Source organism: Prochlorococcus marinus str. MIT 9314, from assembly GCF_000760035.1.
In the GTDB taxonomy this organism is placed as follows: domain Bacteria; phylum Cyanobacteriota; class Cyanobacteriia; order PCC-6307; family Cyanobiaceae; genus Prochlorococcus_A; species Prochlorococcus_A marinus_B.
In genome coordinates this window covers 77,689-90,452 of sequence record NZ_JNAO01000002.1, presented here as the reverse complement: position 1 = coordinate 90,452, position 12,764 = coordinate 77,689, and the positions used below count along the sequence as shown (strand labels likewise).

The following is a 12,764-nucleotide window of genomic DNA, read 5'->3' as shown; positions in this document are numbered from 1 at the left end:
TTGTTATTTTATGAGTTCTAAAAATCAAAATCCAATAATTAGACTTTATTTAAATCTGATTGAAGAAAGAAGGTTACTATTTTTTGCTTTTCTTAGTTCGATAATTAATAAAATATTAGATTTAGCTCCCCCAGTAATAATAGGTCTTGCAGTTGATATCGTTGTAAAGGAACAGAATTCATGGATTGCTGGTTTTGGTATAAAAGAAGTTCCAGCACAATTGATTTTCCTTGCATTTGCTTCCGGAATAGTTTGGTCTGGTGAATCCTCCTTTGAATATTTATATTCGATTTTATGGAGAAATTTGGCTCAGCTATCCCAACATAAATTAAGAATAAAAGCTTATGAGCATATCCAAGAATTAGATATGGATTTTTTTGAAAATGATAATACAGGAAGGCTATTATCCATTTTGAATGATGATATAAATCAACTAGAGAGATTTCTAGACCAAGGGGCTAATCAGATTATTCAGTTATTTATAACTGTCTTAATAATTGGGGGCACCATGATTTTTGTCGCTCCAAAAATTGCTTTATTTGCTTTCTTTCCTATTCCAATTATATTTTTAGGATCAATTAAATTTCAAAGGAAGCTTGCTCCAAAATACAGAGATGTAAGAAATAAAGCTGGACTGTTGGCATCAAGACTTAATAATAATTTAAGTGGAATTTTAACAATAAAAAGTTTTACTAAAGAAAAATGGGAGTTAAATAGATTAAATAAAGAAAGTCTCGATTATCAAAGAAGTAATAAGGCTGCAATAAAATTATCTTCTGCTTTTATCCCTCTTATAAGATTCGCAATCTTATTTGCTTTTATAGCGATTCTATTAATAGGAGGTTTCCAAACTTGGAATAAGACACTTGATGTAGGAACTTATAGTTTTTTAGTGTTTATTACACAAAGACTATTATGGCCTTTAACTACTTTGGGGCATGTTTTAGATGATTTTCAGAGATCTATGGCTTCAATAAATAGGGTAATTGATCTCATAGATACGCCTATAAAAATAAAAGATGGAAAAATAAAAATTGAACCTAAAGATATCAGAGGAGAAATTATTTTTAATAATGTAAATTTTAATTATCCTGGACGAGATTTAACTTTAAAAAACATAAATTTCAAAATTGAAAATAACTCAACATTAGGAATCGTTGGTTTAACAGGTTCTGGGAAAAGTACAATAATAAAATTACTCCTTAGGATTTATGATAGTAACAATGGGTCAATAACCTTGGATGGAGTTTCTATTAAAGAAATAAATTTGAGGGATCTAAGAAAGTCTATTTCTTTAGTAAGTCAAGAAACTTATTTATTTCATGGCAGTGTACAAGAAAATATTGCTTATGGCTCAATCAACCCAGGTCTCAAAGATATCATTAAAGCCTCTAAGATTGCGGAAGCTCATAAATTTATTGAACAATTGCCGGATGGTTATAAAACTATAGTGGGGGAAAGGGGGCAAAGGCTCTCAGGGGGCCAACGTCAAAGAATTGCCTTGGCGAGAGCTGTTTTAAAGGATGCTCCAATATTAATATTAGATGAAGCTACGGCCTCAGTTGATAATGAAACAGAAGCTTTAATTCAAAAGTCATTATCTAAAATCACCAAAAAAAGAACAACAATAGTAATAGCTCATAGATTAAGCACTATTAAAACTGCGGATAATATTGTTGTTATTGATAAAGGTAAAATAGTTGAAACAGGAAAACATGAAAAATTATTAGATCAGAACAAAATATATGCTGATTTATGGAATGTTCAAGTAGGAATCTAGTATGGAATTTCTAAACTATATTAAAAAGTTAAATGATTCAATTACATTACTAAACATACCGTCAACTTTATTCCATCTCTCTTCATTTGTTCCGACAGCGAAAGTGTAAAGTGTTCCTCTATCAATTACCACAGTAGCTAATTCGTGTCTGGCCTTTTCATTTAGATTTAATTCATATTCTAAATCATAAAAAATATGATTGGATGCCTCCCTCTTATTGGTATTTATAAGTTTTACCTCTCTACCTGAACCTTCGGGAGCAATAACTTTATCAATTAATGTTTGACCTACTTCACTTGGGCTTCCTAATTGCTCTAATTGAACCTCTTTATTAACATCAGAAATAACTAAACTTAATGTCTCATTACTATTTATTAGATCATGATAAATAATTTCAGGCCCTCCATCGACTTTTACTCTGGTCCATCCTGTTGGATACAAAAAGGCATATCTTCCATCTGGACTTTGATAAGCTTCTAATCCCGCATTTAGTCCGCCGCTACAAGCACTAAGTGTTAAACACAAAAAAATTAAAAATAAATATTTGAAAGGGTTAAATTTAATATGTTTCATTTTGTTTGAAATTACTAACTGAAAACATAATAAGACATTAAAAGCAAACAATTATGGCAATTCAGAATTTTGCGTCTAAATTATCCCTAGAAATAGTTTAATTTTGATTACTTATACCAAACCGCTTTCAAAATTAATTGGTCATTTTGAGAAATTCCCAGGGATTGGTCCAAGAACAGCGCAACGATTAGCCCTGTTTATTTTAAAACAACCTGAAAGTACAATAAAAGATTTTTCAAAGGCTCTGTTAGAAGCACATAGTAATGTTGGTCGTTGCAAAAAATGTTTCAATTTGACTTCAGAAGATGAATGTGAAATCTGTAAAAATACTGAAAGAAATCAAAAACTAATTTGTGTAGTAGCAGAAACTAAAGATTTGCTCGCTTTGGAGCGCGCCAGAGAATTTAAAGGTGTTTACCATGTTATTGGTGGTTTAATATCTCCAATGGATTCTGTTGGCCCCGAACTCTTAGAAATAAGAAGCTTGGTAGAAAGAGTTAGTAAGTCTGAAATAGATGAGATCATATTGGCATTGACCCCCAGTGTTGAAGGAGACACGACAAGTCTTTATATTGGAAAATTGTTAGCCCCTTTTACTAAAGTTACGAGGATTGCATATGGCCTCCCAATGGGAAGTGAACTTGAATATGTTGATGAAGTTACGCTTGCAAGGGCGTTAGAAGGAAGAACAACACTAAATTAGACAATGAGGGACAATAATTTAATTAAGAAAGAAAAAATCTTAAGACTTCCCCCTTGGATTAAATTTCCTATTAGTAAAGCTTCAGAATTCGAAAAAATACAAACACTCATCAAAAAATCAAATATTCATACTATTTGCGAAGAAGCAAGATGTCCAAATAGAGCAGAATGTTATGCCTCAGGAACAGCTACTTTCTTACTTGGTGGATCAATATGTTCTCGTTCATGTGCTTTTTGTCAGGTAAATAAAGGTAGACCTAGTTCTATCAATGTTGATGAATGTACTCAAGTCGCTGAAGCAGTGAAAGTACTAAATTTGAAATATGTTGTTTTGACATCTGTAGCTAGAGACGATCTCCCTGATCATGGTGCAAATTTATTTATATCTACAATTGATGAGATTAGAAAAATTGATTCAACAATTAAAATAGAGGTTTTAACTCCTGATTTATGGGGCGGGGGCAAAAATTTTGATGAAACTAATAACCTTCAGACTGAGAGATTGAAGATGATTTTAGAAAAAGATCCAATATGCTTTAATCACAATCTTGAAACTGTTGAAAGACTGCAGAAAGAAGTTAGGAGGGGTGCAAATTACAAAAAATCTCTTAGTTTATTAAAAAAGTCAAAAGATATTGCTCCTCATATTCAAACTAAATCAGGCATTATGTTAGGTCTTGGTGAAACATTGGATGAAATAAAAAATTTAATTTATGATCTTAAAGAAATAGATTGTGATCAAATTACAATTGGCCAATATTTAAGGCCCTCATTCAATCATTTGGCAGTTAAGAAATATTGGGATCCATCAGAGTTTGAATATTTATATCGCTTCAGTAAGGAATTAGGATTTAAAAAAGTATCTTCTGGCCCTTTAGTTAGAAGTAGTTATCATGCGAGTTAAATTTCATCAATTGAAGAAAGTTTCTTTTCAAGTTTTTTCAATATGTAAATACAATTCCCGTTCATTAGTGTACCTGCACCTCCCCAAATCAATCTTAATAAAAGATCTACTGGGCTAGAACCAACTTCTTTTACAATTTTGAATCCTATTAACTTGAAATATCTTACAAGTTTTTTGCTATATCCTTCACTATCAAAAATAGCTAAAAGTCTTGCTTTGTTGCTAGATTTTTTTTCAATTGCCCAAGCCATAGTTGTTGCCCATATTAATTCAGAAACAAAAGCAGGAGCCTTACTAAGGATTCTTAATGTATCAAGCTGAATACCTTGTTTATTTAAATAAGTCCAACCTTTCATTTCGGCCCAAATCTTAATGATGTTATCTTTCTGTTCTGCGATAACTATTCTAAAGAAACATAATCCGAGAGTTTCTCTAACTTGAATTTTAATTAATAATCCAATGTTACTTGCTAATTTTTCTAATTCTTCAACCTTCATGATTTTGAAAATTAGTTCTTATGGATTTTATGATTTGCAACTTTTAATCTGTCGATCTGTTTTTGTCTTTCCTCAAACCTTTTCCTATCATCATCACTGAATTGATCTATGCAGAAATGACATTGGATACCCTTTCTATATTCTTTTCTTTTTTGATCTTGAATTGAAACGGGCATTCCACATGCATGACAAATGGAGTAGGAGCCTTTTTCTAATTCTTGATCTAAAGCAACTCTATTATCAAAAACATAACATTCACCTTCAAATAAGTTTTTTTCTTTTGATTTATCATCAAGGTATTGAAGGATGCCCCCTTGTAGATGATATATATTTTTATAACCTTTCTTTTTCAGCAAAGTAGTAGCTTTTTCACATCTTATTCCTCCGGTACAAAACATTGCTATATTTGTAGACTCTTTATTTTCTAAATGGGTATCTAAATGATCATCTACCCACTTGGGGAATTCGCTAAAATTTTTTGTATTTGGGTTTATAGAGTTCTGAAATGTTCCTATAGACACCTCATAATGATTTCTAGTATCAATGATTATTGTATTTTGATCTTTAATTAACTTATTCCAATCAGCTGAGTCAATATAGCTCCCATTATCTTCTGAAGGGTTTATTTCAGGGACACCCATTGTAACTATTTCTTTCTTGATTTTTATTTTTAATTTTTTGAAGACTTTGTTTTTTGAAAAGTTTACTTTAATATTTAAATTTCTATTATCTGTATATTTATTAAGTAAATTGATAACAATATCAATTACATTTTTCTCAGCACAAATAGTTCCATTAATGCCTTCACTAGCAAAGATAAATAAACCTGAAAGATCGTTTTCATTTTCGATTTCTAATAATTTATTTTTTAGATCAAGAATTAAGTTTTCTTGAAATGGGAAGAAAGAGTAAAGAGAAACAATTTTATAATTTTTGCCTTTCATAAAGAAGATAATGTTTTTTCACAAGTTTCAAAATCTTTGTTAAATGATACTCCAACCTCTTTAAGAAGTTTTCTGTCTGATTGAAAAGATGGATTTGAAGTTGTGAGTAACTCATCTCCATAAAAAATTGAATTTGCCCCACATTGAAAACATAATATTTGGGCTTCTTTTGAGAGCTTTTCTCTCCCTGCACTTAGTCTTATTTTACTTTTAGGCATAAGAATTCTTGCTGTAGCGATCATCCTTATCATTTCAATAGAATCAATATCTTGATTATCTTCTAAATCAGTGCCTTCAATAGCTACTAATGAATTTATGGGAACACTTTCAGGGTGTGGATTCATGTTTGAAAGCACTTCCAATAGAGATGCTCTATCACCATTAGTTTCACCCAAGCCTATTATTCCTCCACAACAAACATTTATTCCTGCATTCCTTACTCTTTTGATAGTTTCTAGTCTGTCTTGATAAGTTCTAGTCGTAATAATATTTTTATAATGCTCAGGACTAGTATCAAGATTGTGGTTATACGCGGTCAAGCCTGCATCAGCAAGTTTGGAAGCTTGTTCTTCTGTAAGCATCCCAGCAGTAACGCATGCTTCCATCCCTAAATCTCTTACACCGCTAACCATCTCCAACATTGCATTAAAAGATTTCCCATCTCTAATTTCTCTCCATGCCCAACCCATACAAAACCTATCAGCACCCTCATTTTTTGCTACTTTAGCTCTTGCTAAAACCTCTTCAACTTGAAACTGTGGATGACTTTTGATTTCGCTAGCACTATAAATTGATTGGCTACAATACGAACAATTTTCCTCGCATCCACCAGTTTTTACGCTGAGCAATGATGCTAATTGAATATCGTATTTGTTGAATTTCCTGTGAACGTTTTGTGATTCCCACATTAAATCAATAAGAGGCATATTAAGTATTTTTAAAATCTCCGCTTTATTCCAATCAAACCTAATTTCTTTTAATAACTGATTATTTGAATTAGCCATTTTTATTAGGAAATATATTGAGAATCTTCAAGAGATTCATTTGGTAATGATTCTATACCGCCGAAACGTCTATTTCTTGATTGGTAATCAATTATTGCTTTAAGAAATTCATGCTCATTGAACTCTGGCCAAAGTACGTCAGATATATAAATTTCTGAATATGCTAATTGCCATAATAAAAAATTACTTATCCTTTTTTCACCACTAGTTCTTATTAGTAATTCTGGATCCTTAATTCCTCTAGTTAATAACTCTGAATTAAATAATTCTTCATTAATTTCACTTGGTTTTATTTCTCCAGAAGAAGATTTTATTGCTAGTTCTTTTGCAACTTTTACTATTTCTTGTCTGCCTCCGTAATTAACACAAACATTGAATAAAAATTTATTGTTGTTTTTAGTAAGTGATTCTGAACTAGATATTATTTCTCTCAAATTTTTGGGGAAAGGAGTTAAATCTCCAATAAATTTTATTTTTGTTGATTCTTCATGTATTTCTTTAATTTCGTTTTTTAAAACTTCTCTAAAAAGATTTATAAGAAAATCAACTTCTTTTGTTGGTCTTGTCCAATTCTCAGTTGAAAAAGCATAAACAGTAATTACTTTACAACCTAAATTTTTTGCAGATTTGAGAATTTTTTTTAATACACTTACGCCCTGTTTATGTCCAAATGATCGGGGTAAACCTTTTTTAGTCGCCCATCTCCCATTGCCGTCCATAATTATTGCTATATGCTTGGGCAATTTTTGCTTATCTATTTTCACTAATAAGTCAGAAATTTTATCGTCTATTACTTTTTCTAAATTCATTAGTTAATCCTTTTTGTTAATAAAAATTTCTGATTTTTCTGACTCTTTTTTATTAATACCACTGATGATATTATCACTCGAGTCATTCTTTTGGGATGAAACATTTTTACTTAAAGATGCTTTATTTGCTCCCATAGAGTTTTGATTCCCAATCAATTTTGCAAGAAGTTCTTGTAACCTGCTGCTGGTAATTGGCCTTTCAAGTTTGCCTTGGTTTGCTAATGATAATGTACCTGTTTCTTCAGAAACAACAATACAAATACATCTGTCAAATCTTTCTGTAATACCTAATGCTGCTAAATGTCTTGTGCCATATCTACTTATTCCTTGTCTTGAGAGAGGAAGTATTACGCCTGCAGAAATTATTTTATTTCCTTTCACGAGAACTGCTCCATCATGTAAAGGCGTATCTGTAGCAAAAAGATTTATTAAAAGGTCAGTTGATAATTGTGCCTCAATATTGGTACCTGAATATAAAAAATCTTCAGGTCTTAAATCACTCCCCAAATCTACAACGATTAAAGCACCTCTTCTATTTTGAGAGAGTTTACCGGCAGTATCAACTAACTGGGTAATGGTAGTTGAAGTAGCTCTAAATTCCTTTGGTGGATTACCTAGTAATACAGCTAGCCTCCCAGTGCCTAGTAATTCCATTAATCTTCTTAACTCTCCTTGCCAAAGGATCGCTAATGAGAGAGAGCAAGCAAGGACTGCAGCATCAATTAATTTTGATGTAAGTGGTAAGTATGCATATCTTTGAATAAACCATGCGGATGATACTAAAAACAAATATCCTCTTAGAAGCCATAATGTCCGTTGTTCTTTTACTCTAGAGAATAATAATAGTCCGAAACCAACAGCAAATAAGACATCTAATAAAAGCTTTAAATTTATAATCCCCCAGAAATTCACACTAAAAACAAAATTAATTTAAATGTACCTAATTTTGTTTGATAAAGCGATCAGGTAATACGTCATATTTTAAAAGATCCAATGGGCTTTCTCTTTTTTGAATAATTTCTGCCTCTCCATCTTTAACTAAAAGAGCAGCAGGTCTTGGAATTCTGTTGTAGTTAGAACTCATTGAATTATTATATGCACCAGTACCGAAAACACATATAAGATCTCCCGTTTTACATTCTGCTAGTTCAATTTCTTTAAACAAAACATCTCCCGATTCGCAGTGCTTACCAGCAATAGTATATTTATTTTTGGAATTAATATTAAATGGATTACTTACTAAACATGCAGAATAATTTGATTGATATGTAATGGGTCTTGGATTATCACTCATACCACCATCAACAGATAAATATGTTCTGATACCAGGAATTTCTTTAAAAGCCCCAATTTTGTAAATGGTTATACCTGCTGTAGAAACAATAGATCTACCTGGTTCGCACATTAATGTGGGAAAATCTAAGTTGTTTTTTTTACAAGCTTCAACAACGGAATAAGAAATTGTTTTTACCCATTCATCAATTGAAGGGGGATCATCACTTTCTGTATACCTGATACCTAAACCCCCTCCAACATTTAGTTCCTCAATATCATGACCAAATTTTTTGGCGTCTAAGATAACTTTTACCATTATTTCTCCCAGATCCTTGTGAGGGTCAAGTTCAAAAATCTGTGAACCAATATGAGCATGTAAGCCTTTTAATTTTAGGTGCGTTGTATTGCTGATTCTGTTAAATAGAGTATTTAAATATTCTATTCCGAAACCAAATTTGCTATCGAATGATCCAGTTCTAATATATTCATGTGTATGGCATTCTATCCCAGGAGTAAAGCGAATCATTATTTCTAAATCATGATTAAATGAATTTGAGATCTCATCTAATCTTTCTAAGTCGTAATCATTATCTACAATAACTTTAATATTATTTCTAACTGCGAATTCTAATTCTTTGTCTGATTTGTTGTTACCATGAAAAACAATTTTTTCATTTGGAACCCCACCTTTAATAGCAGTTAATAGTTCTCCTTCTGAAACAGCATCAAGTCCTAAACCTTCCGAGGAAACAAGACTACTCATGAAAATGGAACTATTTGCCTTAGAGGCATAAATGGGCAAGGATTTTCCTGGGTAATATTTGTCTAATGCTTTTTTGTACGCTTTACAAGAATTTCTTAAAGTGATTTCATCCAGGATATAAAGAGGAGAATCATATTTTTTAACTAGTTCTTCAATAGAACATCCACCAACTGACAATTTCCCATCTCTTTCAATGGATGTAGTAATGGGCATAATATTTCTGTTAGGACTTTCCAAGTCAATTTTTTGTTTTAAAAAAGATTGTTTTTCTTCCATGGGAGAACTTCGAATAAAGCCTTAGTCAAAACTGTCATATTTTATAATGACTATAGATTTGAATTTTATAAATATAAATACATAATAAATGATATCTATTAAACAAATAAATAAGAAAGATATTGATTTATGTTATCAATTGGATTCAAATACGATTTGTCTATGGAGTAAAGAACAATGGGCTAACGAATTCAAAAAAGATGACACAAAAATCTTGGGGTTATTAATTAAAAATTTAGTCATTGGTATATGTGTTTTTCAAGTTGTTCTTGATGAAGCTCAAATAAATTATTTTGTTGTAAATAAGAAATTTAGAAAAAAGGGATTTGGATCTTATCTTATGAGCTATTTAATAAAAAAATGTGAAAAATTAAATTTAAAGAAATTACTATTGGAGGTTTCTCAGAGCAATTTTACTGCTGAAAGATTTTATAGTCGCTTTGATTTTTCTACTGTGGGAATAAGAAAAAATTATTATAAAGATGGTTCAAATGCTCTTTTAAAAGAAAAAAAATTAACAACAAAATAATGTAAAAATTTAAATGTTCGGATAACCATAATCCCTGAAATTACTATAATTTCTTGTCATATCACTAAAAAATTTAAATTTAATTCGATAAATTATACTTTTGGGTATTCACAAAAGCTCATTCTGAACACAAAATTGACATATTACTGGTAGGTTATTAATAGGAATTTAATCTTCTAATGTTTGAAAGATTTACAGAAAAAGCTATAAAAGTCATTATGCTTGCTCAAGAGGAAGCTAGAAGACTTGGTCATAATTTTGTTGGAACAGAACAAATTCTTTTGGGGTTGATTGGAGAAGGAACTGGTGTCGCAGCGAAAGTACTTAAATCACTTGGAGTTAATTTAAAAGATTCAAGGATAGAAGTTGAAAAGATAATAGGTAGAGGTTCAGGGTTTGTTGCTGTAGAAATACCTTTTACTCCCAGGGCTAAAAGAGTTTTAGAACTATCTCTAGAAGAGGCTCGTCAACTTGGCCACAATTACATTGGTACAGAACATTTATTGTTGGGTCTAATAAGAGAAGGTGAAGGTGTGGCTGCAAGAGTTCTTGAAAATCTTAATATTGACCTTACAAAAGTTAGAACTCAAGTTATAAGGATGCTTGGTGAAACCGCCGAAGTTGGCACAGGTACTAGTACAACTAAGGGTAACTTAAAAACTGCTACTCTTGATGAATTCGGAACAAATTTAACAAAGTTAGCGAGTGAGTCAAAATTAGATCCAGTCGTTGGACGCCATTCAGAAATAGATCGTGTAGTCCAAATACTTGGTAGGAGGACAAAAAATAATCCTGTTCTTATTGGGGAGCCAGGTGTAGGCAAAACAGCTATAGCAGAAGGTCTAGCTCAAAGAATACAAACAGGGGATATCCCAGACATACTTGAAGATAAAAGAGTTTTGACTCTTGATATAGGTCTTTTGGTGGCAGGAACAAAATATAGAGGTGAATTTGAAGAAAGGTTAAAAAAAATTATGGAAGAAATTAAATCAGCAGGTAACGTCATTCTTGTTATAGATGAAGTGCATACTTTAATTGGTGCTGGAGCTGCTGAAGGAGCTATAGATGCAGCAAATATACTAAAGCCAGCATTAGCTAGAGGGGAACTCCAATGTATTGGAGCAACAACTCTAGATGAATATAGAAAACATATCGAAAGAGATGCTGCTCTAGAAAGAAGATTCCAGCCTGTAATGGTAGGGGAGCCATCTATAGAAGATACAATCGAAATTTTAAAAGGTCTTAGAGAGCGTTACGAACAACATCATCGTCTAAAAATTACTGATGATGCGCTTGAGGCCGCCGCACATTTAGGAGATCGTTACATATCTGACAGGTTTTTACCTGATAAGGCTATTGACCTCATTGACGAGGCAGGAAGTAGAGTACGTTTAATAAACTCTAAGCTTCCGCCTGAAGCAAAACAAATAGATAGGGAGCTAAGACAAGTCCAAAAACAGAAGGAAGAATCCGTAAGAGACCAAAATTTCGATCAAGCTGGCCAATTACGCGAAAAAGAGATGGAATTGTCTGCAAAAATTAAAGAGGTTTTGGACAATAAAAAAGAATCTATAGCTGAAGATCAAGCTGACGCTGATAATTCTGTAAAAAGTGATTCAAAACTTTTACAAAGCCCCCTTGTTAGCGAAGAGGATGTAGCTCATATTGTCGCTTCATGGACAGGCGTTCCTGTTCAGAAATTAACAGAAACTGAATCAGTCAAGCTTCTTAATATGGAGGAAACACTTCACCAAAGGCTAATTGGACAAGATGAAGCTGTAAAGGCTGTCTCAAGAGCCATAAGAAGAGCAAGAGTTGGATTAAAAAATCCTAATAGACCAATAGCAAGTTTTATCTTTTCTGGTCCTACCGGTGTTGGTAAAACTGAATTGACTAAATCATTGGCTTCATATTTCTTCGGTAGTGAAGAAGCAATGATTAGATTAGATATGTCAGAATTTATGGAAAGACATACAGTCAGTAAACTTATAGGCTCACCTCCTGGTTATGTTGGTTTTAATGAAGGTGGTCAGCTTACTGAAGCTGTTAGAAGACGTCCTTATACTGTTGTTTTATTTGATGAGGTTGAAAAGGCGCATCCAGATGTTTTCAACTTATTATTGCAACTACTTGAAGACGGAAGACTAACTGACTCCAAAGGTAGAACTGTAGATTTTAAAAATACATTGTTAATAATGACCTCTAATATCGGTTCAAAAGTAATTGAGAAAGGTGGGGGCGGACTAGGATTCGAATTCTCAGGTGATTCAGTTGAAGATAGCCAATATAACAGAATTAAATCACTAGTTAATGAAGAACTTAAGCAATACTTTAGGCCTGAATTTTTAAATAGACTTGATGAAATAATTGTATTCAGACAATTAACTAAAAATGAAGTTAAAGAAATTGCTGAAATAATGTTGCAAGAAGTTTTTGTCCGACTACAGGATAAAGGTATTAAATTAAATGTCACCGATGCTTTCAAAGAAAGACTCGTTGAAGAAGGTTACAATCCTTCTTACGGAGCAAGACCTTTGAGAAGGGCAGTTATGCGCTTACTAGAAGATAGTTTGGCTGAAGAAGTTCTTTCTGGGAGAATAAAAGATGGAGATAATGCTTTAGTTGACATAGATGATAATAAAAAAGTTACAATAAATATTTCTTCTGAAGAATCTTCTCAAGAATTAGCAGGTGCTAACTTCTAATCT

12 protein-coding genes are annotated in these 12,764 nt (G+C 32.1%); 5 read left to right on the top strand and 7 right to left on the bottom strand.

Translation table 11 applies throughout. The features are described 5' to 3' along the window. The first annotated feature begins 10 nt into the window (after positions 1 to 10). Positions 11 to 1,780: an ABC transporter ATP-binding protein gene (locus EU98_RS07545; protein WP_032515080.1), complete on the top strand. Its 1,770-nt coding sequence runs from the start codon at positions 11 to 13 to the stop codon at positions 1,778 to 1,780. A 15-nt stretch (positions 1,781 to 1,795) separates the two neighbouring features. Here EU98_RS07545 and psbP read toward each other — a convergent pair whose 3' ends face one another. Next, positions 1,796 to 2,353 carry a photosystem II reaction center PsbP gene (psbP, locus tag EU98_RS07550; protein WP_032515079.1) on the bottom strand — a complete coding sequence of 186 codons (558 nt, stop codon included), beginning with the start codon at positions 2,351 to 2,353 and terminating at the stop codon, positions 1,796 to 1,798. A gap of 103 nt (positions 2,354 to 2,456) precedes the next feature. Here psbP and recR point away from each other — a divergent pair, with 103 nt between their 5' ends. Further along, positions 2,457 to 3,056 carry a recombination mediator RecR gene (gene recR, locus EU98_RS07555; protein ID WP_032515078.1) on the top strand — a complete coding sequence of 200 codons (600 nt, stop codon included), beginning with the start codon at positions 2,457 to 2,459 and terminating at the stop codon, positions 3,054 to 3,056. Between the two features lie 3 nt (positions 3,057 to 3,059). Beyond that, the gene (gene lipA, locus EU98_RS07560) at positions 3,060 to 3,959 is read left to right on the top strand and encodes a lipoyl synthase (protein ID WP_032515077.1); all 900 of its coding nucleotides are present in this window, start codon (positions 3,060 to 3,062) and stop codon (positions 3,957 to 3,959) included. Here lipA and EU98_RS07565 read toward each other — a convergent pair. The 6 genes from EU98_RS07565 to lysA are packed head-to-tail and all read right to left on the bottom strand — an operon-like array spanning position 3,956 to position 9,527. After that, positions 3,956 to 4,456 (bottom strand): hypothetical protein, encoded by a 501-nt coding sequence (locus tag EU98_RS07565; protein WP_032515076.1) that lies wholly within the window; start codon positions 4,454 to 4,456, stop codon positions 3,956 to 3,958. The two genes, lipA and EU98_RS07565, sit on opposite strands and share 4 nt — an antisense overlap. An 11-nt stretch (positions 4,457 to 4,467) precedes the next feature. Beyond that, entirely contained in the window at positions 4,468 to 5,400 is a 933-nt protein-coding gene (locus EU98_RS07570; RefSeq protein WP_032515075.1) for a rhodanese-related sulfurtransferase, read from the bottom strand. Continuing rightward, positions 5,397 to 6,404 carry a biotin synthase BioB gene (bioB, locus tag EU98_RS07575; protein ID WP_032515074.1) on the bottom strand — a complete coding sequence of 336 codons (1,008 nt, stop codon included), beginning with the start codon at positions 6,402 to 6,404 and terminating at the stop codon, positions 5,397 to 5,399. Before bioB ends, EU98_RS07570 begins: the two co-directional genes overlap by 4 nt. A 5-nt stretch (positions 6,405 to 6,409) precedes the next feature. Then, on the bottom strand, positions 6,410 to 7,213 hold the full coding sequence (locus EU98_RS07580; protein WP_032515073.1) for an isoprenyl transferase: 804 nt from the start codon (positions 7,211 to 7,213) through the stop codon (positions 6,410 to 6,412). Positions 7,214 to 7,216: 3 nt separating this feature from the next. Further along, complete coding sequence (gene cdaA / locus EU98_RS07585) at positions 7,217 to 8,125, bottom strand: diadenylate cyclase CdaA (protein ID WP_032515072.1); 909 nt, start codon at positions 8,123 to 8,125, stop codon at positions 7,217 to 7,219. A 28-nt stretch (positions 8,126 to 8,153) separates the two neighbouring features. Further along, positions 8,154 to 9,527, bottom strand: coding sequence for a diaminopimelate decarboxylase (gene lysA / locus EU98_RS07590; RefSeq protein ID WP_032515071.1), 1,374 nt, complete (start codon positions 9,525 to 9,527; stop codon positions 8,154 to 8,156). 88 nt (positions 9,528 to 9,615) lie between these two features. Here lysA and rimI point away from each other — a divergent pair, with 88 nt between their 5' ends. Further along, positions 9,616 to 10,056 (top strand): ribosomal protein S18-alanine N-acetyltransferase, encoded by a 441-nt coding sequence (gene rimI, locus EU98_RS07595; RefSeq protein ID WP_032515070.1) that lies wholly within the window; start codon positions 9,616 to 9,618, stop codon positions 10,054 to 10,056. Between the two features lie 179 nt (positions 10,057 to 10,235). Beyond that, positions 10,236 to 12,761, top strand: coding sequence for an ATP-dependent Clp protease ATP-binding subunit (locus EU98_RS07600; protein ID WP_032515069.1), 2,526 nt, complete (start codon positions 10,236 to 10,238; stop codon positions 12,759 to 12,761). Positions 12,762 to 12,764 lie beyond the last annotated feature (3 nt).

Excerpts from the sequence above, each read along its gene's own strand:
- EU98_RS07600 (WP_032515069.1), top strand. The coding sequence starts at position 10,236 with ATGTTTGAAAGATTTACAGAAAAAGCTATAAAAGTCATTATGCTTGCT.
- bioB (WP_032515074.1), bottom strand. The coding sequence starts at position 6,404 with ATGGCTAATTCAAATAATCAGTTATTAAAAGAAATTAGGTTTGATTGG.
- EU98_RS07570 (WP_032515075.1), bottom strand. The coding sequence starts at position 5,400 with ATGAAAGGCAAAAATTATAAAATTGTTTCTCTTTACTCTTTCTTCCCA.
- psbP (WP_032515079.1), bottom strand. The coding sequence starts at position 2,353 with ATGAAACATATTAAATTTAACCCTTTCAAATATTTATTTTTAATTTTT.
- EU98_RS07580 (WP_032515073.1), bottom strand. The coding sequence starts at position 7,213 with ATGAATTTAGAAAAAGTAATAGACGATAAAATTTCTGACTTATTAGTG.
- EU98_RS07545 (WP_032515080.1), top strand. The coding sequence starts at position 11 with ATGAGTTCTAAAAATCAAAATCCAATAATTAGACTTTATTTAAATCTG.
- lipA (WP_032515077.1), top strand. The coding sequence starts at position 3,060 with ATGAGGGACAATAATTTAATTAAGAAAGAAAAAATCTTAAGACTTCCC.
- rimI (WP_032515070.1), top strand. The coding sequence starts at position 9,616 with ATGATATCTATTAAACAAATAAATAAGAAAGATATTGATTTATGTTAT.
- lysA (WP_032515071.1), bottom strand. The coding sequence starts at position 9,527 with ATGGAAGAAAAACAATCTTTTTTAAAACAAAAAATTGACTTGGAAAGT.
- EU98_RS07565 (WP_032515076.1), bottom strand. The coding sequence starts at position 4,456 with ATGAAGGTTGAAGAATTAGAAAAATTAGCAAGTAACATTGGATTATTA.